The sequence below is a fragment of the Pseudomonas capeferrum genome (genome assembly GCF_000731675.1).
Classification (GTDB): Bacteria; Pseudomonadota; Gammaproteobacteria; order Pseudomonadales; family Pseudomonadaceae; genus Aquipseudomonas; species Aquipseudomonas capeferrum.
The window spans coordinates 2,047,701-2,069,541 of sequence record NZ_JMIT01000001.1 but is presented as its reverse complement, the minus strand read 5'-3'; the positions used below and the strand labels follow the sequence as shown (position 1 = coordinate 2,069,541).

The following is a 21,841-nucleotide window of genomic DNA, read 5'->3' as shown; positions in this document are numbered from 1 at the left end:
CATTCTGCCGGGGTTTTTGTTACTGCTTACCGCTGATTACGCCTGAACCACCGGGATCTTGGCGTTGGCCGCAGCCTCGCGGAACTCGGCGATCTGGTCGAAGCTCAGGTAGCGGTAGACGTCGGCAGCCATGCTGTCGATGTCTTTGGCGTACTGCATGTACTCTTCGACGGTCGGCAGTTTGCCGATGATCGAAGCGACAGCAGCCAACTCGGCCGATGCCAGGTACACGTTGGTCGCGTCGCCCAGACGGTTCGGGAAGTTACGGGTCGAGGTGGAGACCACGGTCGAACCGGTCTGCACGCGCGCCTGGTTACCCATGCACAGCGAGCAGCCTGGCATTTCCATGCGCGCACCGGCCTTGCCGTAGATGCCGTAGTAGCCTTCTTCGGTCAGCTGGTGAGCGTCCATCTTGGTTGGCGGAGCCAGCCACAGACGGGTAGGGATGCCACCCTTGACCTTCTCCAGCAACTTGCCGGCAGCGCGGAAGTGGCCGATGTTGGTCATGCACGAACCGATGAACACTTCGTCGATCTTCTCGCCCTGTACCGAAGACAGCAGGCGGGCATCGTCCGGGTCGTTCGGCGCGCAGAGCACAGGCTCCTTGACGTCGGCCAGGTCGATTTCGATGATTTCGGCGTACTCGGCATCGGCGTCGGCCGACAGCAGCTCAGGGTTGGCCAGCCAGGCTTCCATGGCCTGGGCGCGACGCTCCAGGGTACGTGGGTCGCCGTAGCCTTCGCCGATCATCCAGCGCAGCAGGGTGATGTTGGACTTCAGGTACTCGGCGATGGCCTTTTCCGGAAGCTTGATGGTGCAGCCGGCAGCGGAACGCTCGGCCGAGGCGTCGGACAGCTCGAACGCTTGCTCGACGGTCAGTTCGTCCAGGCCTTCGATTTCCAGGATGCGGCCGGAGAAGGCGTTTTTCTTGCCCTTCTTCTCGACGGTCAGCAGGCCGTTCTGGATGGCGTAGTAAGGGATGGCATGCACCAGGTCACGCAGGGTGATGCCGGGTTGCAGTTTGCCCTTGAAGCGCACCAGGATCGACTCTGGCATGTCCAGCGGCATGACGCCGGTGGCGGCGGCGAAGGCCACCAGGCCGGAGCCGGCCGGGAACGAGATGCCGATCGGGAAGCGGGTGTGCGAGTCGCCACCGGTGCCGACGGTGTCAGGCATCAGCATGCGGTTCAGCCAGCTGTGGATGATGCCGTCGCCTGGGCGCAGCGACACGCCGCCACGGGTGCGGATGAAGTCTGGCAGGGTGTGGTGGGTGGTGACGTCGATCGGCTTGGGGTAAGCCGCGGTGTGGCAGAACGACTGCATCACCAGGTCAGCGGAGAAGCCCAGGCACGCCAGGTCTTTCAGCTCGTCGCGGGTCATCGGGCCAGTGGTGTCCTGGGAGCCGACGGTGGTCATCTTCGGCTCGCAGTATGCACCTGGGCGCACGCCTTGGCCTTCTGGCAGGCCGCACGCGCGGCCGACCATTTTCTGCGCCAGGGTGAAGCCCTTGTTGGATTCGGCAGGCTGCTCTGGTTTCTTGAACAGGTCGGACGCACCCAGGCCCAGTTCGGCGCGGGCTTTTTCGGTCAGGCCACGGCCAACGATCAACGGGATACGGCCGCCAGCACGGACTTCGTCCAGCAGTACTTCGGTTTTCAGGGCGAAGTTGGTGACCAGTTCGTCGCTGTCGTGACGGCGTACTTCACCTTTGTACGGGTATACGTCGATGACGTCGCCCATGCCCAGGTTGGTGCAGTCGAACTCGATCGGCAGGGCGCCGGCGTCTTCCATGGTGTTGTAGAAGATCGGGGCGATCTTGGTGCCGAAGCAGAAACCACCGGCGCGCTTGTTCGGCACGTACGGGATGTCGTCGCCGAAGAACCACAGCACCGAGTTGGTGGCGGATTTACGCGAAGAACCGGTACCGACGACGTCACCGACGTAGGCGACCGGGAAGCCTTTGGCCTTGACCGCTTCGATCTGCGCCAGCGGGCCGACCGAACCTGGCTGTTGTGGCTCGATACCGTCGCGGGCCATTTTCAGCATGGCCAGCGCGTGCAGCGGGATGTCTGGGCGCGACCAGGCATCCGGGGCAGGGGACAGGTCGTCGGTGTTGGTTTCGCCAGGCACCTTGAACACGGTCAGGGTGTACTTGTCGGCGATGGCCGGGCGCGTGGTGAACCACTCGCCGGCAGCCCAGGACTCCAGCACGGCCTTGGCGTGGGCGTTGCCCGACTTGGCTTTTTCGGCCACGTCGTGGAAGGCATCGAACATCAGCAGGGTATGCTTGAGCTGTTCGGCCGCGACGGCGCCCAGTTCGGCGTCATCCAGCAGCGCGACCAGCGTTTCGATGTTGTAGCCGCCCTGCATGGTGCCCAGCAGCTCGGTGGCGTGCTTGCGGTCGATCAGTGGCGACTTGGCTTCGCCCTTGGCCACGGCGGAGAGGAAAGCGGCCTTGACGTAGGCAGCTTCGTCGACCCCTGGCGGTACGCGGTTGGTGATCAGGTCTACGAGGAAGGCTTCTTCGCCGGCCGGCGGGTTTTTCAGCAGCTCGACCAGGCCTGCAGTTTGTTCGGCGTTCAGCGGCTGGGGCACGATACCCAGGGCGGCACGCTCTTCGATGTGTTTGCGGTAGGCTTCAAGCACAGTTATTACCCTCATCAGTGGTCCCTAAAGGGAGTCCGGGACGCTCATCCAGCATTCCATGCACCCATGCGCAATCACGGCTTCTTGGGCCGCCCAGCCAGGGTCGCAGAGAATCCTTACAGAAGCTGCTTTCAAAGTTTTACGCCTGCAGAACGGGGAGCTGATGAGGGCTGGCGCGGGCATGCGAGGGTGCATGGCCCGGGCCAACGCCGTTCTACCGGATTAACTGTGCTCGTGACGCTTTGAAAACAGCTTCCAACGGACATTGTTGCCTTGAAAAGGCGGGATGATTCTACGGCAAAAAAAGCCCGAAGGTAAGGCGGCGAACATGACTTTAACGAGTGACCCCGGTTAGACAAAGGGCTAACATGGGCCCGTATTCCTCCGCAAAGCCGTTGTTTTTCATGTCCAACAAGTCCATCAAGACCCCTTGCGTCGGCCTGTGCTCCACGGTGTACGGAGACACGGTATGCCGTGGCTGCAAGCGTTTTCACCATGAAGTGATCAACTGGAACGGCTACGACGACGCGCAGAAGCGCGCCGTGTGGTTGCGTCTGGAGCAGTTGCTGGTGCAGGTGATGATGGCCAAGCTGGAAGTCTTCGACAAAAGCCTGCTGCGCCAGCAACTGGAGCAGCGTGCCATCCGTTTTGTCGAGCATCAGTCGGAATACTGCTGGGCCTACCAGTTGATCGCCCGTGGGGCGCGGATGATCCGTGACCTGGAGGCCTACGGCATGGTGTTGTTGCCCGAGTTTCGTGACTGGGAATTACCGCAGCTGCGCGATGCCATCGACCGGGAGTTCTTTCTGCTCTCCGAGGCTCATTACCAGCGTTATATCGCCCCGAGCTTCTTGCGCGATGCCCTGGAGAATAGCCAGGGCTAGCCTGTTGTCGCGCGTTTCCCGGCCTGTGCGCAGGCTTGCTGGCGAACAGGCTGGGGAAAAACCGCATTAGTCCCCGGTATATTCACACCCGCTGGTGCAGGTCTCGTGAATCCGCACCTTGGACAGCTCCGGCAGCAGCGGCTTGACCTGCTCCCAGATCCATTTGGCGATCACTTCGCTGGTCGGGTTCTCAAGGCCTGGGATGTCGTTCAGGTAGTTGTGGTCCAGTTGCTCGTAGATCGGCTTGAAGATCGCCTTGATCTCCGAGAAATCGCGGATCCAGCCGGTGTGAGGGTCAAGTGGGCCGGTCAAGTGCAGGCCGACCTTGAACGAGTGGCCGTGCAGGCGGCCGCATTTGTGGCCGGCAGGGACGTGGGGCAGGCGGTGGGCCGATTCGAATGTAAATTCTTTGAAGATTTCCACGCTAGATAACTCTGTAGGAACGGGTGCGATCGCGCAGTTTAACACTACGAGCGCCTTTCCCGCTGCGATTGGCGCGATACAGGCTTGAGCATAGTCCCCTCATCTCGACGTGAGGCATGCCTGCATGAGCGACTACCAGTTTGTTCCCGAAAATAGTTTTGTAGCCCGCCTGTTCTGGAGCGAGGGCGATGGTTCTGCACAAGAAGGCTCGGCAAACCTGCACCGGGTCGGGGTGCTGGGGCGGCCCGAATCGCGCCTTGGCAGCGATGGCTGGCTGTTTGCCGGGCCTCATGACTACAGCGCCGAACCCGTCTACAACATCACCGGCAGGTTGATTTTCCCGGTAAGGTTCTGGTTCGGCTGTTATGAAACCCAGGGACGTTATGACTTCGATATCAGGGCCTCTGCCACAGACCCTTCCTCCTATGTGTACGGGTACCGAGGGCACCGGCTTGACATCAGTCGTGGCGGTTATCTTGGCTTGTATGGCTGCAGCGACCCTGTAGGGGTCGATCCGTTGGGCGCTGGCATGATGATCTGGCGCCTGGAAGGGCTGGAGGCAGGCGCGCTGGAAAGCGGGCAATTCATCACCGGGCTTGACCTGGTCAGCCTGCACGGACTGCCGGTCAGGCAACTGACCGAAGACGGCTTCCCTTATCTCAATGAAAAGGGCGGCGCCTCTGGAAAACTGGCGCTGCAGATCATGAGCGCGGGCGTGCCGTATCCCTAGCCCAGCCTGCTTCGCCTACAGCGGCTGCAAGCGGTCCTGCAGGGCGCCAGTGGCAATTAGCTCGAGCAGTTCGTCGCCCAGCCGCTGGCTTTCGGCAATGGCTTTGTACCAGTAGCGCTTGCGGCCGGGCGCGTCGCCCATGAAGCGCTTGAAATCGTTGCGGTCGGGCAGTTTGCCAAAGGGTAGGGCCGCCAGGTACTGCGGTGATGGGCTCATCAGCAATACGTTCTGCAGGCGCGTGGCATCCCCTTTGCGCCAGGGCATTGCCTTGTCGAACCAGCCGGGTACCACCTTGTCCGTGAAGTGCGGATACAGCACCAGGTCGTCGCCACGGTAGGGCAGGTCGAGGTGGTAGTCGAGCAGGCCGCCGTCGCGGTAGGTGCCTGCCCCCGCCCCGGGGATGTCGCGCACACCCTCCATGACCATCGGGATCGAGCCGGACGCGAGCAGCGCAGGGCGCAGGTTGGCCAGGGCCAGCGGCAGGCAGCGCGAGGGGAAATCCGTAAGCGCATCCAGCGGTGGGGCGGCACGCTCGTCGTGCAGGATGATCCGTTCGAAATGTCGGCCCAGGCGCGCGCGCCCCAACAGGTTGCTGGCGATTACCGACCCCAGGCCCATGCCTAGGCGCCCGGGGTGGTCGTGGGCGAGCTGGCCGTGGCTCTTCACCACCAGGATGTTCAGCCGGTAGTGCGGGTTGGCGAGGATCTGCCCGTCGCGGCCCTGCAGCAAGTCGTCGAGCATGCGCTGGCAGCTGCGGCTGATGTCGGCCGCCGTGACCCCTTTGGCAAAGTCCTGTTCGGTATACAGCTCACCGAGGCGGCGGATGCCAGCTACCGGGTCGTCAAGGCAGGCACTGGCGAAGCGCCAGGAGCCGATCGAGGCACCGATCAGTGCCCGCTGGCGGGGTACCGATGGCAGCCACTCTCCGAACAGTGCCAGGTCCAGGCCCTGTATGCCCAAGGGCTTCGGCCCGCCGGCCGCACCCGGCAGTACACCCACATCCGCAGCCTGCAGGCCGCGCTCGCGGATTTGCCGCAACGCACGCTGGCCAGCCTTGAGGGTGAGGGCGGGATGCTTGATATGAATGGCGCTCATGGGGATCTCGGGGCCGGCAATCGAGTCATTATAAGGGCAGATCACGATGGCCGGCTGCGCTATCATGGCGCCAGCTGTTTTCAGGTTGAATTAAGGACCGCTGGGTAATCTTAACCCCGTAGACAACTTGAACATCTCTCAGGAGAGAAGACACGATGAAAACTTTGACTGCCCTGTTCACCGCCGCTGCTCTGGTTGTTGGTGCCAACGTTGCCCTGGCCGATGTGCCGGCTCACGAAATCAGCGGCCTGGAAAAAGCCGGTACCGTTCAGTCCCTGCAGAAACTGGCTGAAACGGCCAAGGCAAAACACCCGGGCTCTACCATCACCGATTCGGAGCTCGAGAACGAGTACGGCCGTTACATCCTCAAGGTCGAACTGCGTGATGCGCAAAACGTCGAGTGGGACGTCGATCTGGACGCCAAGACGGGTGAAGTACTGAAGGACAAACAGGACACCTGATGAAAGCGCTACCGCGCAAGGCTCGCTACCTGGCCCTCGCGCTGATGACTGTCTGTTCGCTGGCGGTTGCCCGTGACCTCGATCAGGATGAAGCCCTTGAGCTGCGGCAAAAGGGCGTCATCCTGCCGCTTGAGCAATTGCTTGACTCAGCCCTGGGGCGTTACCCCGGGGCGCGTCTGCTGGAGGCGGAGCTGGAAGAAAAACACGGCCGCTACGAATACGAGGTCGAGCTGCTGACACCTGCCGGGGTGGTGCGCGAGATCAAGCTGGATGCCCGCAGCGGCGTGCTGCTCAAAGACGAGGAAGACGACTGAATGCGCCTGTTGCTTGTCGAGGACAATGTGCCGCTGGCCGATGAACTGATCGCCGGCCTGCAACGCCAGGGCTATGCCGTGGACTGGCTGGCCGACGGCCGTGATGCGGTGTACCAGGGCCAGAGCGAACCCTACGACCTGATCGTCCTCGACCTCGGCCTGCCGGGCTTGCCGGGGCTCGATGTGCTGGCCCAGTGGCGCGCCGGCGGCCTGGCCACGCCGGTGCTGGTGTTGACCGCGCGCGGCTCCTGGGCCGAACGTATCGAGGGCCTGAAGGCTGGGGCCGACGATTACATGAGCAAACCCTTCCACCCGGAAGAGTTGCAGTTGCGCATCCAGGCGTTGTTGCGCCGTGCCCGCGGCCTGGCCAATCAGCCCACCCTGGAAGCTGCCGGCTTGCACCTGGATGAAAGCCGACAGTGCGTGAGCCGCGATGGGGCCGATATCCAATTGACCGCCGCCGAGTTTCGGCTGCTGCGCTATTTCATGCTGCATCCGCAGCAGATTCTCTCCAAAAGCCACCTGGCCGAACACCTCTACGATGGCGAGACCGAGCGCGACTCCAATGTGCTTGAAGTGCACGTCAATCACCTGCGTCGCAAGTTGGGCCGCAGTGTGATCGAAACCCGTCGCGGGCAAGGCTACATCTACGCCGGGAACGTCGCGTGAAGTCGATCCAGGCGCGCCTGAGCCTGGGGCTGGTGGCGGTGCTGGTGGTGGTGGGCGTGGTGCTTGCGCAGCTCACCCTGTGGTTGTTCGAGGCGGGCCTGCAGCGCTACCTGGAAAACGGCCTGCGCAAGGAAAGCGAGAACCTGTTGGTGGCACTGGTGCGTGGCCCTTCGGGGTTGCAGCTGGATGAGCGGCGTATTTCCGGCGCTTACCAGCGGCCGTTTTCCGGTTATTACTTTCGCATCGATTTTGACCAAGGTACCTGGCGTTCGCGCTCGCTGTGGGACCTGGACATGCCCAAGCCTGCTGCGCCCGGCCTTTCCGATAGCCACGAGCTAGGCCCTGAGGGCCAGCAATTGCTCGCGCTGCGCGCTGACTATCGACGCCTTGGCCAGGACATCTCGATCAGTGTGGCGCAGGATTACTCACCGGTGCGCGAAGGCTTCCGGCGCATGCAGCAGATCGGCCTGGGCATGGGGCTGGTGGCCTTGATGCTGGTGCTGGTACTGCAGCGCATCACGGTGAAGCGCTCGTTGCGCCCACTGGAGCGAGCCCGTCAACAGATCGCCCAGTTGCAACAGGGCCAGCGCTCCCAGCTGGATGCCGAAGTGCCTGTGGAATTGGCACCGTTGGTGGGGCAGATCAACCATTTGCTGAGCCACACCGAAGACAGCCTGCGCCGCTCGCGCAATGCCCTGGGCAACCTGGGCCATGCGCTGAAGACGCCGTTGGCGGTGCTGCTGAGCCTGGCGTCCAGCGAGCGCTTGCAGGGGCTGCCCGACGTGCGTGAGCAGATGCGCGCACAGCTTGAGCAGATTCAGCAGCGCCTGGCGCGCGAACTCAACCGGGCTCGCCTGGCGGGCGATGCCTTGCCGGGTGCCCAGTTCGACTGCGATGCCGAATTGCCAGGGCTGTTGGGTACCTTGGGGATGATCCACGGTGAAGGCCTGGTGCTTGAGCGGGACGTACCGCCTGGGCTGTTGCTGCCCTGGGATCGCGAAGACGTGCTGGAGCTGCTGGGCAATCTGCTGGACAACGCCTGCAAGTGGGCCGACAGCGAGGTGCGCCTGGGGATTGCGCCGAGTGAAGGGGGTTACCAGCTGTGGGTTGACGATGACGGCCCGGGCATCCCTGAAGGCCAGCGTCTGCAGGTGCTGGAGCGCGGTTCGCGGCTGGATGAACAGGTCGATGGACATGGCCTGGGGCTGGGCATCGTGCGCGACATCGTGGAGGCCTGGGGCGGGCGCCTGGTGTTGCTCGAAAGCCCTTTGGGCGGGTTGCGGGTGAGTATCGAGTTGCCGCGCCGGGCTCGATAACGCCGGGGCCAGCCAGATCACCACTGCAAAAATATTGCAGTACAGCCGCATTTTTTTGAATTGGCCCTTGTAAGCCACGCCCGGCACAATCCCCTCACGAAACTTCCCAGTTTCCATCTCTCCACGGACGGAGCCCCTTGCGCTATTGCTTTGGCAATACAGGGCCCAGGCCAGCTCGGCTGGGCTTTCTTTTTCACCAGAAAAACTACGATCCCGATTATTCCAATGCCTGCCTCGCGTTCCGAAAGTCGTCTGCAGCGGCTGTTGCCTGCGCCCCTCAATACATCCCCTAAAGAATGGCTGCGTGCTGGAGCCGGTGCACTGCTCGGCCTGTTCCTCGCCGGCTGGCTGACCAGCCTGGCCTACGGCCCTGGCATCGCCTTGCACCTTCTAGGCCCCTTGGCTGCCTCGGCAGTGCTGGTATTTGCCGTGCATTCCGGCCCTTTGGCCCAGCCTTGGCCAGTGCTGGGCAGTTACGCCCTGGCGGGCGCTGTCGGCCTGGCCATGCGCCAGGGCTTCGGGCCTGAGCTGTGGGTGGCTGCCGCAGCCCTGGCGATCTCGGTGCTGTTGATGTGCCTGCTGCGCTGCCTGCACCCGCCGGGCGGTGGGGTGGCGGTGAGTGCAGTGCTGGCCGATTCGGGGCTTACGGCCCTGGGTGACCATCTGCTGGAGCCGGTGCTGCTCAATGCGCTGATCCTGGTGACAGTCGCGGTGCTCTACAACCGTTTGACCGGCGTGCGCTACCCCAAGGGCAATGCCCCGCGCAAAGAGCTGCATCACACCCATGACCCATTGCCCAGTGAGCGCGTGGGGGTCAGCGGCGCCGATCTGGACCAGGCGCTTGAAGAGTTGGGCGAGTTCGTCGACGTCACTCGCGACGAGCTGGAACGCATCATCCTTGCCACCGAGCAGCATGCCCTGCAACGCAGCCTTGGCGGTATCACGGCGGCATCGGTGATGTCCCGGGATGTGCAGTTCGCGTCACCCGACACCACCCTGGAGCAGGCGTGGACGATGCTGGCCAGTCACCACCTGAAAACCCTGCCGGTGCTGCAGCACGGCAAGTTGGTAGGCATCGTAAGCCTCAGCGACCTGGTCGGGCCGGCCATGCAGCGGGGGCAGTTCCGTTGGCGCGGCCTGTTCGGGCGCAAGGCGGTGCGCATGGCGCAGGTGATGAGCCGGCGGGTGATCAGTGTCAGCAGCCAGCACCCGCTGGAGCGCCTGTTGCCCTTGCTGTGTGAACAAGGGCTGCACTGCTTGCCGGTAATCGACGCTGGCCAATTGGTCGGGGTGGTCACCCAGACCGACCTGATCGCCGGCCTCAAGCGCCAGTTGCTCAGCGCCGCAGGCACTGCTTCAGATCACCGGGTCCCAGCGCTGTGACCAGTCGCTGACGCCGGCGGCCACCAGCTGGCGCAGTATCGCGAATGCCTGTTGCAGGGCCTCGCTGTCGCGCTTGCGCGGGTACACCAGAAATGTCGGGTAGGTGAATTCTGGTGCCTGGGGTACCCGCTCGAACACCCCGCTGTCCAGATAGGCCTGTACTACGCGGGTACGGAAGTAGCCGCTGCCGCCCTGGTCGAGGATGAACTGCAGAGCCAGGGGCCCGAGGTTGAAGCTCAGTGCCGGGCGCGCGCAGTCGGGCAGGGCGGCGTCGTGCTGGCGGCGGAATGCCTCCCCCCAGTCGATGTAGATGTACGGGTCTGGCTGGTCAACCCGGCGCACGCGGATCAACTTCTCTTCCATCAATTGCTCCACCTGCAGGCCCGGCCCGTAGGTCGGCTGATACACCAGCGCGGCGTCCAGCAGGCCCATCTCCACCTTGCGCAGCAGCGACTCGCCATCGCTCACCTCGCTGCGGATGGCATGGCTGGGCAGCTCGCGGTGCAGGGCGCTGACCCAGTCGAGCATCATCGGGTTGCCCAGGCTCACTTCGCCGCCCACATGCAGCACTTGATGGCACCCTTCAGGCAGCGGCAGGTCGCGGCGCGCCGCTTCCCACGTCTGCACCAGCTGGTTGGCATAGCTGACGAAGGCCTCGCCATCGCTGGTCAAGCTGGCGCCGTTGCGGCTGCGTACGAACAACTGGCAGCCCAGTTGCTGCTCCAGGCGCTGTACCCGTGCAGTGATCGCGGTCTGCGACACGAACAGGCGCTCAGCGGCTGCGACCAGGCTGCCGCAACGCACGATTTCCAGAAAGGTACGGGCCTGTTCGATATCCATGGGGTGCTCAGTGGCGGAAGGGGAGGCCTATTCTAGAGAGTTTGCACCGTTATGGGGCGTATAGGCGTTGTCTGCAAATTTGCAGATCGGTTGTGACTTTAGTCCCATGGCGGCCCCGGTGTGGCGGTCCATACTCAAGTTTCGCCCTTCAATAACAACAAGTACCGGGTTTTCTACGCCATGAGCTATCAGCACAGCTACGCCCATTCCATTGCCGACCCTGCCGCATTCTGGGCCGAACAGGCCGCGCACCTGGCCTGGCACCGCACGCCTTCCCTCACCTTGCAGGACAACCCGGACGGTACCCACCGCTGGTTTGCCGACGGCCGCCTGAACAGCTGCCACCTTGCCCTCGACCACCAGATCGAACAAGGTCGCGGCGAGCAGTTGGCGCTGATCTACGACTCGCCTGTGACAGGCGTGCAACAGGCGTACACCTATCGTCAGTTGCGCGACGAGGTGGCACGCCTGGCGGGCTTGCTGCGCCAGCTGGGGGTCAACAAGGGGGACGGGGTGATCATCTACATGCCCATGGTGCCCCAGGCGGCCATGGCCATGCTGGCCTGCGCGCGGATCGGCGCGGTGCATTCGGTGGTGTTCGGCGGTTTTGCCGCCAACGAACTGGCCTTGCGCATCGATGATGCCCGGCCCACTTTGTTGCTGACGGCATCCTGTGGCCTGGAGTTCGACCGGGTGATCGAATACAAGCCGCTGGTCGATCGCGCCCTGCAACTGGCCCGCCACCAGCCGCGCAATGTGCTGGTACTGCAGCGGCCCCAGGCCCGCGCCCCGTTGCAGCCTGGCCGCGACCTCGATTGGCAGCAAGCGCTGGCAATGGCCGAGCCGGTCGCCCCTGTCGAACTGGATGCAGGTGACCCGCTGTACATCATGTACACCTCCGGTACCACCGGGAAGCCCAAGGGCATCGTGCGGGAAAACGGCGGCAACGCGGTAGCGCTGTGCTATGCCATGCGCCACATCTACGGTATGCAGGCCGGTGACGTGTGGTGGGGGATTTCCGATGTGGGCTGGGTGGTCGGCCATTCGCTGATTGTGTATGGCCCGTTGATGAGCGGTTGCACCACGGTGTTTTATGAGGGCAAACCGATACGCACCCCGGACGCCTCGGCGTATTGGCGGGTGGTCGAGCAATACAAGGTCAACGCCTTGTTCTGTGCGCCGACCGCCATGCGTGCAATCCGCAAGGAAGACCCGGACGGCGCGTTGATCAAAGGGCACGACCTGAGCTCGCTGCGTCAGCTGTTTCTGGCCGGGGAGAAGCTCGACTCCAGCACCCATGAATGGCTGGAACGGGTCACTGGCAAACCGGTGCACGACCATTGGTGGCAAACCGAGACCGGCTGGCCGGTCACCGCCCCTTGCGTTGGGCTGGACGGCAGCGCCGCGCGAGCGGGCTCGAGCAACCGCGCCGTGCCGGGCTACAACGTACGTGTGCTGGACGATGAAGGCCATTTGCTGGGGCCCAACCACCAGGGCTCGATCGTCATCGCGCTGCCGTTGCCGCCCGGGTGCAGCCAGACGCTGTGGGGCGACCACGAGCGCTACCTGCAGGCCTACCTGCGCACCTATCCCGGCTACTACCACACAGGCGACGGCGGTTACCTCGATGATGACGGTTTCGTGTACATCATGGGGCGCACGGACGACGTGATAAACGTCTCCGGGCATCGTCTGTCTACCGGCGAGATGGAGGACCTGGTGGCGCGTCACCCGGCGGTCGCCGAATGCGCGGTGATCGGCGTGCATGACGATATCAAGGGGCAGGTGCCTTTGGCGCTGGTGGTGCTCAAGGATGGCGAAGGCATTGCCGAGTCGCAGTTGTTGGTCGAATTGGTGGGCAACGTGCGCGAGGAGATCGGGGCGCTGGCGTGTTTCAACCGGGTGCGGCTGGTCAAGCGGTTGCCCAAGACCCGCTCAGGGAAGATCTTGCGGGCGGTGCTGCGCAAGATTGCCGATGGCCAGGACTATGTGCCGCCTTCGACCCTGGACGACCCCGCCGTGCTGGGGGAAATCGAGGCGGTGCTGGCGGACCTGCCGCGAGCGGGTTGAGGCGGGATGCTGGGGCTGCATGGCAGCCCCGGCATCAATCAGGCCCCACCTGATGCAACTGCCCCAGCCGGCTGCGCGTGCGCATCAGGTCGGTAATCGCGCCACCCAGGCTCTCATCCAGCGGACGCTGCCCGATCACCGTCAGCTGCTTGTCCTGGTCATATAGCACATCCACCAGGTTCACGAATCGCTGCTGCGCGGCCAATGAGCAGTCGGACAAATCGCCCAGCCCATCGATGACCCACGCATCGTATTGCGCCGCCAGCGCCAGGTAATCGATCACCGCAGTAGGCTGTTCGCACAGGTCGTCGAAGGCAAACATCACCTGCCGACCTTGATGGGCCAGTGCGCGCAGGCTGCGTTTGTTGATATCCAGCGTGGCAGGCTGCGCGCCCGGCACGTTCAGTGCCTGGCGCTGCTCGGCGGTGCCGGGCCACATATAGTGACCTTGGGTAAACCGCTGGTGCTCGCGGTTGGCCGGCAGGCTGCGAAAATCGGTGTCGCCGCCGACTTCCAGCACCTGCATTCGGCCGTTGATCAGGCGGATCACCGGCAGAAAACGTTCATGGTAAAGCGGGTTGGGCAACAGCCCTTCCGGTGCGTAGTTCGACGTTACCAATAGCCATATCCCACGCTCGAACAGCGCGGTGAACAGCCGGGTGAGCAGCATGGCATCGCCAATGTCATGCACATGGAATTCGTCGAAACACAGCACTCGACACGCGCCGAGCAGCTCGTCCAGGGTCGCCCCGAGGGCATCGTCCAGCGCCCGGTGGCGGTGCATGCCCTGGTGCAGTCGGGCAAAGAAATCATGGAAGTGCAGGCGCCGCTTGGTCGCAACCGGCACAGCCTGGAAAAAACCGTCGAGCAGCCAGCTTTTGCCCCGGCCCACTGAGCCATGCAGGTAGAGGCTGCGCGGTTGTCCGTTTTCCAGCTGTGCCACCTGCTTGGCCATGCATTGGATGACCCGACGCTGACCCTCGCTGAGCTGGTAGCCACGGCTGCTGGCCTTGTCCTCGAACCAGGCCAGCAATTCGCTCTGAGGGGCAGCGCTTGCGCGCAGGCGCTGGCCGAGCTGACGCAGCGGGGTAGGGATCCAGGCAGGCAAATCGGTAGCTCCTTGGTCGAGGGGGCGGGGCGCAGCTTGCGCGAAGGCCGCCATTTTGACCAATAGAGAAAGCAGTGGGCAATGATCGCCAGACGAGATAGGTTCGCGCGGCCCTCAGCCTTTACGTTCCAGTTGACGCTCGATCATGTACTTCACCGCCAGGCGGCGTTCCTTGAGGTGGCGCAGGTCTTCGTCGACGAAATTGCCAGCGGAGATCGACTCGGCGGCCAGCACCTGGTTGTCGATGTCCATGTACTCGTCCAAGAGCCGGTCCAGGGCCTTGTCCTGCTGGCGACGTTGCTGGACGATTTCGCGGGGGTAGTGCAAGTCCTGGTAAAGGTCGTGTGAGACAGGCATGGGTGCCTCCTTGGTCAATGCAGTGCGCTTATCTGATTGGAAGGGTGAAATACGATTGTGTTGACGCGGGGCAGGGGGAAAGCGACGGGTGGTTGCCGGGGATGGGCGCTTCGCGCCGATGACGAAGAGTAACTTGCTGTTTTAAAGCATTTTTTTTCATAAAGGGGGTTCACAGCTCTAAAGAATGTTGTTAAAGTGCCGCGCATTCCACGACAACAACCCAGTTGTCAGGCAGTTGGAATTGTCAGAGCAGCAATTGCTGCATCCGATACAGGGGCGTCGCCAAGCGGTAAGGCAGCAGGTTTTGATCCTGCCATGCGTTGGTTCGAATCCAGCCGCCCCTGCCATTTTCTGTTTCACATTACCTCTTCTTTTCTCGGTGCTTAGCAAGATAAGCGCCGGGTTTTGTCGTTTCCGGCGTTTGTACCTGCCCTTGTCGCCGGTAAGCCGGCGGCAAGGGCAGGGGGTGCAAACTACGCCGAGGTGCGCAGGAGTTCACTCAGCGCACGCGCCAGTTCATCGGCCTGCACAGGCTTCTGCATCACCAGGCTACCCGGCAACTCCAACCCCTCCAGCTCTGCATAACCGGTCAGAAACACCACCGGCAAACGCGGGTGCCGTTCGCGCGCCGCCAGCGCCAACTGCGCGCCGTTGAATTCGGGCATGGCAAAGTCGGTCAGCAACAGGTCAATCTCGTCATCGAGCAAGGCCAGGGCCTGCTCACCGCTGTGCGCCTGACGCACTTGATAGCCGTACTGGCGCAGCACATCGCCGAGCATGTCGCGTACCAGGTGGTCGTCATCCACCAGCAGCACCGTGCGGTTGTGGCCACTTGCACTGGTCGGCTGGGCAAGCAGTGGGGCCACCGGTTCGCTCTGCACGTGATCCTTTACCGCCGGCAGGTACACTGCCACCTGAGTGCCGCGACCAGGTTCGGTGTCGATGCGCACGCCACCGCCCGACTGCTTGGCAAAGCCGAATACCTGGGCCAGTCCCAGGCCCGAGCCCTTGCCGATGTCCTTGGTGGTGAAGAAGGGCTCGAACACCTTGGCCAGCACGTCTTCGCTCATGCCGCAGCCGGTATCGCGGATGCTCAGCATCACGTACTCCCCGGGGTCAGGGTCTTCCGGGCGCTGAGGGCGGGCCTCGATGTGGGTGTTGCGGGTCGAGAGGGCCAGTTGGCCGCCGTCCGGCATGGCATCCCGGGCATTGATCGCCAGGTTGAGGATGATCATCTCGGTCTGGGTCGGGTCGGTCAGTGCCTGCCACAGGTTCGGGTCAAGGTCCAGGCGCACCGACACGTTGCCGCCAAGGGTGCGGCGCAGCAGCTCCTCAAGGCCGGCCAGGGTCCGGTTCAGGTTCAGTGGCACCGGCTCCAACCGCTGGCGTCGGGAGAAGGCCAGCAACTGCGAGGTCAGCTTGGCACCCCGTTCGCCCGCTTCGCGAATATGCGTGAGGCGGGTGCGTGCCTTGTTCAGGTCGGCCTTGTTCAGGTCGCGCTCAAGGAAGCTGGCACCGGTGAGGATCACTGTCAGCAGGTTGTTGAAGTCGTGTGCCACGCCAGCGGTCAGTTGGCCGACTGCTTCCAGGCGCTGCATCTGTTGCAACGCGGCCTCGATGCGCTCGCGCTCGGTGATTTGCTCACGCAGGCGGGTGTTGGCCTCGGCCAGCCCCAAGGCGGCCTCGCGCTCGCTGGTGATGTCGCGGGCCACCACATACAGCAGGGTGTCTTCCGGTACCACCACCCAGGACAGCCAGCGCTGCTGGCCGCCGGCATGCAGGATGCGCCCGACGAAGCGCGCGCTGGTGCGGCCGTGGGCGAGGGCGGCCAGCTCGGTGAGCAACAGTTCTTGATCGGGTTCGGGTAACAGGTGCAGCAGCGAGGCCTGGCTCAGCCGCTCGCGGGAGAAGCCCAGGCTCGCCTCCCAGGCCGGGTTCAACGCGACCGGGGTGAGGTCTTTGTTCAATACCGCTAGCAAGTCCTGCGACAGCTCCCAGGCACGGTCGCGTTCACGGGTGCGGCGCTCGACCCGTTCACCGAGCATCTCGTTGAGTTGCTTGAGGGCTTGGGTGGCCTGGCGCTGGGTATGGATGTCCTGCAGCACGCCGGAAAAGCGCACGCACTGGCCGTCGACGAACTGGGTCTGGCCGCTGCTGAGCAGCCAGCGCGGTTCCAGGCCGTCGAGTAGCGCGCTACGGAATTCGACCCGGTAGTGGCCGTCGCTCTCGGAGCGCATGGCATGCTGCACGGCGTCACGGACCATGGCGACGTCGTCGGGGTAGATGCCGGCCAGGAACACCTCCATGCTCATCTCGGTGCTGGTGGGCAACCCGAACAAGGTTTTGCAGCGGTCGTCCCACAGCAACAGGCCTTCTTGTGGGCGCAGGTCCCAGGTGCCCATGCCGGCGGCGTCGATGGCGATGCGTGCGCGCGCTTCGACATCAGCCAGCGCTTCTTCAGCGCGTCGCCGACGCTGGCGTTCCTGTACCTCGGTCAGGGCCCGCCGCACGGCCTTGGGTAGCAGGGGCAGGTTTTTCTTCAGCACATAGTCGGTGGCACCCAGGCGGATCATCTCCACCGCGTGCTCTTCACCGTAGATGCCGGAAAGGAAGATGAACGGAGTGTCCGGTGCCAGGCGCTGGGCAATGGCCAGCACGTCGGTGCCGGACGAGCCGGGCAGCACGCAGTCGCAGAGGATCAGGTCGTAATGAGCCTCCCGCAGCGCGTGCTCTACCCCTATATGGTCGAACACCAGCTGCGACTCAATGTGCAGCCCGCTGCGCTCCAGGCGCAGCAGGGTCAGCTCGGCGTCCATCGAGCTGTCTTCGACCATCAACAGTTTCAGCGGCGTTGGCAGCATCTTTGCGGTGGCCTCAATTGCTGCTGCGGCGGTTCAGGCGCAGCGAGCCGGGTGGCGGTTCGTTGAGCACGGCCCAGAACACCCCGAGGTCGGAGATGGCGGCGACGAACTCTTTGAATTCCACGGGCTTGACCACGTAGGCATTGACCCCCAGCTCGTAGGCGCGCAGCAGGTCGGGCTCCTCTCGAGACGAGGTCAGCATCACCGTCGGGATACTGCGCAGGTCAGGCGTGGAACGGACTTCCTTGAGCACTTCCAGGCCATCGACCTTGGGCAGCTTGAGGTCCAGCAACAGCACGGCGGGGTTGCCGTCGTCGCGTGCAGCATAGGCGTTGCGGCGCAACAGGTAGTCCAGGGCATCGGCGCCGTCACGCAGCACGATGACTTCGTTGGCCAACTGGCTGCGCTCCAGGGCCAGCAGGGTGAGCTCCAGGTCCCGGGGGTTGTCTTCTACCAGCAGGATGGGTTTGAGCATGATGGTACAGGGGCCTCATGTAGTCGCGGCGGGCCGCGGGAGGGTGAAGTGAAAACTGGCGCCCTGGTCGATCTGGCCTTGCGCCCAGACGCGGCCGTCATGGCGCTCGATGATGCGGCGTACGCTTGCCAGGCCGATCCCAGTGCCTTCGAAGTCTTCCATGCGGTGCAGGCGCTGGAATACGCCGAACAGCTTGTTGGCGTAGGCCATGTCGAACCCCACGCCGTTGTCGCGGATGCACACCTCGACTTCGCCCTGATGCACCTGGGCGCTGATTTCGATACGCGCCGGGTCACGCCCGCGGGTGTACTTGATGGCGTTGCCGATGAGGTTCTGCAGCGCCAGGTTGATGAACGCCGGGTCGGCAATCACCTTCGGCAGCGTGGCGATATCCCAGACGATTTCGCGGCCCTGGTAGTCCGGGGCCAGCTCGGTGCGAATGGCGTCGACCAGGGCATTGAGGTCGACATCCGACAAGCGCAGGGCCGAACGGCCCATTTGCGAGAAGTTCAGCAGGTTGTCCACCAGGCTGCCGGCAAAATGCGCCGCTTCTTCTATATGCTGCAAAAAACGTCGACCGCGTTCGCTCAGGCCCTGGCCCTCGATCTCGCCCAGCAGCTCGGTGTAGCCGGCGATATGCCGCAAGGGCGCACGCAGGTCGTGGGACACGCTGTAGGAAAAGGCTTCGAGTTCCTTGTTCGAACGGCGCAGCTCGCCTGCCAGTTGCGCCAGCTCTTCGGCCTTGCGCAGGACGATGCCCAACACGGCGGTGCGCAGTTCAACCACACCTTCGACGATCAAAGGGTCCCAGGGTTGGCAATAGCCGCGCACGTCTTCCTGCCAGCGCTCGAAGCTGTGCCGCGGGTCCAGCTGGCCTTGCGGGCCTAGCTGTTTGGCAGGCTGCCCGGCCCAGTTCACCGTGCGCACCTGTTCAGGGCGGAACCACACCAGGTAGTGCGAATGGATTTGCGAGATGGCCACCGCCAGCACACCGCCGGCATGGGCCGCCAGCTCAGGCAACTCGTCGATGTCGCGGCGTACGTTGTCGCTGTGGAATACCGTGTCTTCACCGCGCTGGGCCAACCAATGCACCAGCGCCGTGACTTGCGCTTGCGGTGGCGTCTTGCCGATCAGGTCGCAGCGGTCGGCCGAGATCACCGCAGCGCCGCAGGCGTCGGCGAACTCCAGCAAGACCTCGGGCAGGTCGCGCAGGCCGTCACTGACGCTGTCATGGTCGGCCATCGACGAAATCATGCGCACGATGTGCTGGCGCAGGTCGAGCAGTTTGCGCGTGCTGGCGTGGGACTCGCGCGATTCGATCTGCAGCGACAGCACGCTGGCCAGCAGCTCGCAGGCGGTGCGAGTAGGCAGGCCCACCGGGCGCGGCTGATCGTGGTGACAGGACACCAGCCCCCACAGCTGCCCGTCGACCACGATCGACAGCGACATCGACGCCAGGGTGCCCATGTTGCGCATGTATTGCAGGTGCACCGGCGACACGCTGCGCAGCGCAGCGAAGCTCATGTCCAGTGCCTTGCCGGTACGCGGGTTGGCGGCAGGCACCAGCGGCGAGGGCTGGTAGTTGGCGTCTTCGATCACCCGGATACGGTTGACCCGATACAGCTCGCGGGCCTGGCGCGGGATGTCCGAAGCGGGGAAGCACAGGCCCAGGTAGCTGGGGTAGCCTGGGTCGGCCACCTCGGCCAGCACCTGACCGTTGCCTTCGCTGTCGAAACGGTACGCCTTGACCCGGCCAAAACCGGTGATGCGCTTGAGCTGTTGCACCGACTGCTGCAGCAACTCCTCAAGGCTGGCAGCCAGGTGCAGGTTACCGACAAAGCTGCGCACCAGTGGGTAGTAATCACCTTGCTCGGCCGCGTTCGCAAGCCTGCGCACCGGCTCGAACTCAACGATCAGCACCTGGTCGTGACGGTGGGCCATTACGCGCAATGGCTCGGTGCAGGGGGCGCCCTGGCGCAGGCGCACATCGCCTATATGGAAAGGAAAGGCCTCGTCGTCGGGCAGGCGCGCAAGGTGCGCCCGTACATCGAAGGCGTCACTGACCAGGTCGGCAACCGTGCAGCCCAGCAGTTCCCTGGCCGGCAAGCCGAGCCAGCGCTCGGTGTTCTCGCTGGCCTGGAGGATGCGCAGGTCGGTTTCGTCCAGCACTAGCAGAAACCCGTGGGGCTGGATGCTGCCAGGCACCTGGATAGGCTCCTGGGCACAGCGCTCTGCGGCCTCGGCGAATGGGTTGTCTGCAGTCATCAATGAAAACGCTCCTGTCATGCCTGTCCGTGCATGCCGCATCTGTCTGGCACGGGATGAGGGTAGCCATGCACCGTACCAGAATGTCGGCTGATTTGCCGGCTCATGGCCATTGGAGGCACTGTGCGACGAGGGGTTCGCTGATGAAGAAGATTTTTTCCTGACGGCTGTCGAGGAGTGGCCTTGAACACGCGCTATCGCTTTCTCGCTAATACCAAAAAATGGCTTGAAGCCATCAATGATATTCCAACGCGCTGCTACGCTCAGGTGAGCACACAGCGACAAGGATTATCAAGTGACGGAACGCTTTGTGGCCGCGTTGTTGGGCCTGATGTTGAGCGGCAGTGCCGTAGCGGCTGACTTTCTCGTGGAAGTGCGGGTGCTGGTGCAGCGCGGCTGCATGCTCGTCAACCAGACGCGCGACGCTGGCGCACAAGCGTTGGGGCGGATCGACCTGGCTAGCGCTGCGCGTCTGGATGGCCCTGATGCGCCCTTGAGCGGTGTACTCCTCAACCAACGGCCGCCACGCCTTGAATGCAACCCTGACACGCCCTACCAAGTGCGGGTCGATGGCGGCCAGCACGGTGGCGCAGGTGAGCTGCGCTTTCTGGCCAACGACGACGCCAAGGCCCGGCCCATTCCTTATCGTTTGTACCGCGACGCTGCCTGGCGCGAACCGGTTGCGGTCGATGTGGCGCATTCGGCACGGGTGCCGGACAGCGGGTCCATTGAACTGCCGTTATACGCCCGTATCGACAAACTGGCCTGGGTACCACGGGCAGGCCTGTATGGCGACCTGCTCAAGATCACGGTCACTTGGTAGGGACGCCACCATGCACAAGGACGCGACGCCATGAACCGCACCTCGATCCTGCTGCTTACCCTAGGCCCGCTGCTGTTGCCTGGCGGTATGGCCCATGGCACCACCACCGGTTTCATCCAGGCACGGTTGGTGATCAGCGCGGCCTGCCAGATCAGCAGCGGCACCGACCAACCCGCGACCCTGGGCAACCCCGGCCTGATGGACTTCGGTGAACGCGGCCCGAACTGGGACCAGCCACTGCGCAGCCGGGTCGACGAAGTGGCTGGTGAAGGCAGCTTGCAGATCAGCTGCACGCCCGAGGTGCGGGCCTTCAATGTGCGGATCAATGCCGGCTTGAATGGCAGCGACGGTGTGCGACGCCTGAGCAACGGCCGTGAACTGATCCCTTATCAACTGGCGGTAGACCCAGGCGGCAACAGCCGCTACGGCATAGGCCAGGCGCGCGCCTTCACCATCAGCAGCACCCAGCAGGTTCCGATTCCGATTTACGGTGTGGTGGTGGCGCAACCGCGCGCGCTGCCTGCCGGGCTGTACCGCGACACCCTGAGAGTGACCCTGGACTGGTAACCACGCAAGGAGACTCCGATGCGAACGAACCTCACCCACTGCATCCTCGCCGGCCTCGGTTTGGCCTTGGCTTCCCAGGCCCAGGCCGCCACGGTGACCGGCAACATCACCTCGACGCTGACACTGATCTCGGCCTGCCAGGTCAACGGCAGTTCCGCGAGCTCAGGGTTGAACTTCGGTGCCCTCGACTTCGGTACCCAGGATGCTCTGTTCGGCACCGCCAACGCACAAGTGCTTGGCGGTAGCGGTGGCGCCATGAGCATCCTGTGCTCGGCGGGCACCATACCGGCGATCCGCGTGCGGGCCGGTACCCACGATGGCCAGTCCAGCGGCGGCACGCGTGCGCTCGCCGACGGTGCCGGCAACTTCGTGCCGTATGACTTCTACACCGACACTGGGCGCACTCAGGTGCTGGCTATCGACGGCACCATCACCTTGCCGACCAGCACCGGCGTGGCGCAGACCGTCAACCTGTACGGCCAGGCACGCGGCAAGGCGGGGCTGCCGGCGGGGGTGTACACCGACACCGTGGCGGTCGAGCTGACGTTCTGAGC

The 21,841-nt window shown here is 63.7% G+C and carries 20 protein-coding genes and 1 tRNA gene; 12 read left to right on the top strand and 9 right to left on the bottom strand.

Annotated features, from left to right (window positions below):
- Positions 1-36: 36 nt before the first annotated feature.
- Complete coding sequence (gene acnB, locus PC358_RS09280) at positions 37-2,646, bottom strand: bifunctional aconitate hydratase 2/2-methylisocitrate dehydratase (protein ID WP_033699063.1); 2,610 nt, start codon at positions 2,644-2,646, stop codon at positions 37-39.
- Positions 2,647-3,050: 404 nt separating this feature from the next.
- Here acnB and PC358_RS09275 point away from each other — a divergent pair, with 404 nt between their 5' ends.
- Positions 3,051-3,530, top strand: a complete 480-nt coding sequence (locus PC358_RS09275) for a DUF1289 domain-containing protein (protein WP_162181144.1) — start codon at positions 3,051-3,053, stop codon at positions 3,528-3,530.
- Positions 3,531-3,596: 66 nt separating this feature from the next.
- Here the strand turns inward: PC358_RS09275 and queD are convergent, their stop codons facing one another.
- Positions 3,597-3,953: a 6-carboxytetrahydropterin synthase QueD gene (gene queD, locus PC358_RS09270; RefSeq protein ID WP_033699061.1), complete on the bottom strand. Its 357-nt coding sequence runs from the start codon at positions 3,951-3,953 to the stop codon at positions 3,597-3,599.
- A 124-nt stretch (positions 3,954-4,077) separates the two neighbouring features.
- On the opposite strand from queD, the gene PC358_RS09265 reads away from it, so the two are divergent.
- Positions 4,078-4,683, top strand: a complete 606-nt coding sequence (locus PC358_RS09265) for a hypothetical protein (protein ID WP_033699060.1) — start codon at positions 4,078-4,080, stop codon at positions 4,681-4,683.
- 15 nt (positions 4,684-4,698) lie between these two features.
- On the opposite strand, the gene PC358_RS09260 is transcribed toward PC358_RS09265, so the two are convergent.
- Positions 4,699-5,778 carry a hypothetical protein gene (locus PC358_RS09260; protein WP_033700164.1) on the bottom strand — a complete coding sequence of 360 codons (1,080 nt, stop codon included), beginning with the start codon at positions 5,776-5,778 and terminating at the stop codon, positions 4,699-4,701.
- A 155-nt stretch (positions 5,779-5,933) separates the two neighbouring features.
- Between PC358_RS09260 and PC358_RS09255 the strand changes: the two genes are divergently transcribed.
- The 5 genes from PC358_RS09255 to PC358_RS09235 all read left to right on the top strand — a co-directional run bounded on the left by PC358_RS09255 (position 5,934) and on the right by PC358_RS09235 (position 9,921).
- On the top strand, positions 5,934-6,239 hold the full coding sequence (locus tag PC358_RS09255) for a PepSY domain-containing protein (protein WP_033699059.1): 306 nt from the start codon (positions 5,934-5,936) through the stop codon (positions 6,237-6,239).
- Positions 6,239-6,553 (top strand): PepSY domain-containing protein, encoded by a 315-nt coding sequence (locus PC358_RS09250; protein ID WP_033699057.1) that lies wholly within the window; start codon positions 6,239-6,241, stop codon positions 6,551-6,553. The genes PC358_RS09255 and PC358_RS09250 overlap by 1 nt, the downstream gene beginning before the upstream one ends.
- The gene (locus PC358_RS09245; protein ID WP_033699056.1) at positions 6,554-7,222 is read left to right on the top strand and encodes a response regulator transcription factor; all 669 of its coding nucleotides are present in this window, start codon (positions 6,554-6,556) and stop codon (positions 7,220-7,222) included. It begins immediately after the preceding gene.
- Positions 7,219-8,538 (top strand): ATP-binding protein, encoded by a 1,320-nt coding sequence (locus PC358_RS09240; protein ID WP_033699055.1) that lies wholly within the window; start codon positions 7,219-7,221, stop codon positions 8,536-8,538. The genes PC358_RS09245 and PC358_RS09240 overlap by 4 nt, the downstream gene beginning before the upstream one ends.
- A gap of 225 nt (positions 8,539-8,763) precedes the next feature.
- Positions 8,764-9,921 carry an HPP family protein gene (locus PC358_RS09235; protein WP_033699054.1) on the top strand — a complete coding sequence of 386 codons (1,158 nt, stop codon included), beginning with the start codon at positions 8,764-8,766 and terminating at the stop codon, positions 9,919-9,921.
- Here the strand turns inward: PC358_RS09235 and PC358_RS09230 are convergent.
- Positions 9,895-10,761: a LysR family transcriptional regulator gene (locus PC358_RS09230; RefSeq protein WP_033699053.1), complete on the bottom strand. Its 867-nt coding sequence runs from the start codon at positions 10,759-10,761 to the stop codon at positions 9,895-9,897. The two genes, PC358_RS09235 and PC358_RS09230, sit on opposite strands and share 27 nt — an antisense overlap.
- A 180-nt stretch (positions 10,762-10,941) precedes the next feature.
- Here PC358_RS09230 and PC358_RS09225 point away from each other — a divergent pair, with 180 nt between their 5' ends.
- Positions 10,942-12,831, top strand: coding sequence for a propionyl-CoA synthetase (locus tag PC358_RS09225; RefSeq protein WP_033700162.1), 1,890 nt, complete (start codon positions 10,942-10,944; stop codon positions 12,829-12,831).
- A gap of 34 nt (positions 12,832-12,865) precedes the next feature.
- Here PC358_RS09225 and zapE read toward each other — a convergent pair whose 3' ends face one another.
- Together zapE and PC358_RS09215 are read right to left on the bottom strand one after the other, a co-directional pair.
- Positions 12,866-13,939, bottom strand: a complete 1,074-nt coding sequence (gene zapE / locus PC358_RS09220) for a cell division protein ZapE (protein ID WP_033699051.1) — start codon at positions 13,937-13,939, stop codon at positions 12,866-12,868.
- A gap of 114 nt (positions 13,940-14,053) precedes the next feature.
- Positions 14,054-14,296: a hypothetical protein gene (locus tag PC358_RS09215; protein WP_033699049.1), complete on the bottom strand. Its 243-nt coding sequence runs from the start codon at positions 14,294-14,296 to the stop codon at positions 14,054-14,056.
- A 272-nt stretch (positions 14,297-14,568) separates the two neighbouring features.
- Between PC358_RS09215 and PC358_RS09210 the strand changes: the two genes are divergently transcribed.
- Positions 14,569-14,643, top strand: a tRNA-Gln gene (locus PC358_RS09210).
- Positions 14,644-14,769: 126 nt separating this feature from the next.
- On the opposite strand, the gene PC358_RS09205 is transcribed toward PC358_RS09210, so the two are convergent.
- Genes PC358_RS09205 through PC358_RS09195 form a run of 3 tightly spaced genes read right to left on the bottom strand, consistent with a single transcriptional unit; the run spans position 14,770 to position 19,897 of the window.
- Positions 14,770-17,157, bottom strand: coding sequence for a response regulator (locus tag PC358_RS09205; protein ID WP_033699047.1), 2,388 nt, complete (start codon positions 17,155-17,157; stop codon positions 14,770-14,772).
- Between the two features lie 13 nt (positions 17,158-17,170).
- On the bottom strand, positions 17,171-17,632 hold the full coding sequence (locus tag PC358_RS09200; RefSeq protein WP_033699046.1) for a response regulator: 462 nt from the start codon (positions 17,630-17,632) through the stop codon (positions 17,171-17,173).
- 15 nt (positions 17,633-17,647) lie between these two features.
- Complete coding sequence (locus tag PC358_RS09195) at positions 17,648-19,897, bottom strand: ATP-binding protein (protein ID WP_033699044.1); 2,250 nt, start codon at positions 19,895-19,897, stop codon at positions 17,648-17,650.
- 295 nt (positions 19,898-20,192) lie between these two features.
- Here PC358_RS09195 and PC358_RS09190 point away from each other — a divergent pair, with 295 nt between their 5' ends.
- The 3 genes from PC358_RS09190 to PC358_RS09180 are packed head-to-tail and all read left to right on the top strand — an operon-like array spanning position 20,193 to position 21,839.
- Positions 20,193-20,720, top strand: coding sequence for a Csu type fimbrial protein (locus PC358_RS09190; RefSeq protein WP_033699043.1), 528 nt, complete (start codon positions 20,193-20,195; stop codon positions 20,718-20,720).
- A gap of 30 nt (positions 20,721-20,750) precedes the next feature.
- A complete protein-coding gene (locus tag PC358_RS09185; RefSeq protein ID WP_033699042.1) occupies positions 20,751-21,287 on the top strand; it encodes a Csu type fimbrial protein in 537 nt (178 codons plus the stop codon).
- Between the two features lie 18 nt (positions 21,288-21,305).
- Complete coding sequence (locus PC358_RS09180) at positions 21,306-21,839, top strand: Csu type fimbrial protein (RefSeq protein WP_033699041.1); 534 nt, start codon at positions 21,306-21,308, stop codon at positions 21,837-21,839.
- Positions 21,840-21,841: the final 2 nt, after the last annotated feature.

Excerpts from the sequence above, each read along its gene's own strand:
- PC358_RS09275 (WP_162181144.1), top strand. The coding sequence starts at position 3,051 with ATGTCCAACAAGTCCATCAAGACCCCTTGCGTCGGCCTGTGCTCCACG.
- PC358_RS09265 (WP_033699060.1), top strand. The coding sequence starts at position 4,078 with ATGAGCGACTACCAGTTTGTTCCCGAAAATAGTTTTGTAGCCCGCCTG.
- PC358_RS09260 (WP_033700164.1), bottom strand. The coding sequence starts at position 5,778 with ATGAGCGCCATTCATATCAAGCATCCCGCCCTCACCCTCAAGGCTGGC.
- PC358_RS09255 (WP_033699059.1), top strand. The coding sequence starts at position 5,934 with ATGAAAACTTTGACTGCCCTGTTCACCGCCGCTGCTCTGGTTGTTGGT.
- PC358_RS09250 (WP_033699057.1), top strand. The coding sequence starts at position 6,239 with ATGAAAGCGCTACCGCGCAAGGCTCGCTACCTGGCCCTCGCGCTGATG.
- PC358_RS09245 (WP_033699056.1), top strand. The coding sequence starts at position 6,554 with ATGCGCCTGTTGCTTGTCGAGGACAATGTGCCGCTGGCCGATGAACTG.
- PC358_RS09235 (WP_033699054.1), top strand. The coding sequence starts at position 8,764 with ATGCCTGCCTCGCGTTCCGAAAGTCGTCTGCAGCGGCTGTTGCCTGCG.
- PC358_RS09230 (WP_033699053.1), bottom strand. The coding sequence starts at position 10,761 with ATGGATATCGAACAGGCCCGTACCTTTCTGGAAATCGTGCGTTGCGGC.
- PC358_RS09225 (WP_033700162.1), top strand. The coding sequence starts at position 10,942 with ATGAGCTATCAGCACAGCTACGCCCATTCCATTGCCGACCCTGCCGCA.
- PC358_RS09215 (WP_033699049.1), bottom strand. The coding sequence starts at position 14,296 with ATGCCTGTCTCACACGACCTTTACCAGGACTTGCACTACCCCCGCGAA.
- PC358_RS09205 (WP_033699047.1), bottom strand. The coding sequence starts at position 17,157 with ATGCTGCCAACGCCGCTGAAACTGTTGATGGTCGAAGACAGCTCGATG.
- PC358_RS09200 (WP_033699046.1), bottom strand. The coding sequence starts at position 17,632 with ATGCTCAAACCCATCCTGCTGGTAGAAGACAACCCCCGGGACCTGGAG.
- PC358_RS09195 (WP_033699044.1), bottom strand. The coding sequence starts at position 19,897 with ATGACTGCAGACAACCCATTCGCCGAGGCCGCAGAGCGCTGTGCCCAG.
- PC358_RS09185 (WP_033699042.1), top strand. The coding sequence starts at position 20,751 with ATGAACCGCACCTCGATCCTGCTGCTTACCCTAGGCCCGCTGCTGTTG.
- PC358_RS09180 (WP_033699041.1), top strand. The coding sequence starts at position 21,306 with ATGCGAACGAACCTCACCCACTGCATCCTCGCCGGCCTCGGTTTGGCC.